The 1,015-nt window shown below is 61.5% G+C and carries 2 protein-coding genes; both read right to left on the reverse strand.

The features are described from left to right. Window positions 1-127: 127 nt before the first annotated feature. Window positions 128-448: a hypothetical protein gene (locus WG923_RS30315; RefSeq protein WP_340354771.1), complete on the reverse strand. Its 321-nt coding sequence runs from the start codon at window positions 446-448 to the stop codon at window positions 128-130. Between the two features lie 123 nt (window positions 449-571). Further along, window positions 572-1,015 (reverse strand): hypothetical protein (locus tag WG923_RS30320; RefSeq protein ID WP_340354772.1); only part of this gene is annotated, 444 nt, incomplete at its 5' end.

Below are 1,015 nucleotides of genomic sequence, written 5' to 3' on the forward strand. Positions count from 1 at the left end.
CGGAGTTGACCGGCACGCAGTGGCATTGCGCCGCAAGACGTATGCTCCCGCGCACGGCTTGCGGCGCAATGCCGCTGCGTGTCCGCGTCGAACGACCTGTTAGAGCTCACCGCACCAGCTCCGAGTGCTACCTCCCGGAAGCGCGTCGAATGTCATTGAGCTTCTCCTCGGACAGACCGGCCAACTGTTCCTCCCGAATCCGCCCTTCGCGGAGTAACTGGCCGAAAACCCAAATGAGCTGAGAGTAACGGTAGTCGTACTTTCGATCAATGTCGCGACGGCGGTCGCGCAGGTACTGCTCCAACGCCCACATATCTTCCGGCTCGTTGACCGCAGCTGCACGTGCCTTGAAGTCCGCGATGGTGGACGCGAGTTCTTCCGCTACAGCGCCGTCGAAAACACGACGAGCGATCTTCTTCTCACGGTCCGTCCACTTCTCGCCGTACACCACTGTCTCCGTGGGCTCTAACGTCGGAGTTGACCGGCACGCAGCGGCAGGGCGCCGCGAGGCGTACGATCCCGCACACGCCTCGCGGCGCCCTGCCGCTGCGTGTCCGCGTCGAACGACCTGTTAGACCTCACCGTGTCTGCGGGTGAACTCAAACTCGTACTCCTCGCCATCAATGCGCGAGACTCGGCCAACCCAGTCTTCTCGCACACTGAATGACTTGCGCAGGGTGCTGGCGTCAGCGCCGGTCTGCACTTCGTCCGGTTTCTCAGCGTGGGCCAGGACGAGGTAAACCCGCTGACCTGTTGAGAACGCGCGCTGGACCTTCTCGCGGAACTCATTGTTCCCCGGCCCTTTCCAGCGGTCAAACCGGTCCCGGCAGACTACCTTTCCACCCTTCGGAGCTTCGAAGTGATGTTCCCATAGGCTCACGACAAGGGCTCCGTCAGGCGCATCAGCGCAGACGGACCATTGCACGTTTTTGAGCTTGGCGCCGTACTTCGCGAATGCTTCTGCGAACCGTAGATCAGACATGCGAGTTCCAGTGAGGTCTAACGTCGGAGTTGA

Source organism: Ramlibacter sp. AN1133, assembly GCF_037890035.1.
In the GTDB taxonomy this organism is placed as follows: Bacteria; Pseudomonadota; Gammaproteobacteria; order Burkholderiales; family Burkholderiaceae_C; genus Ramlibacter.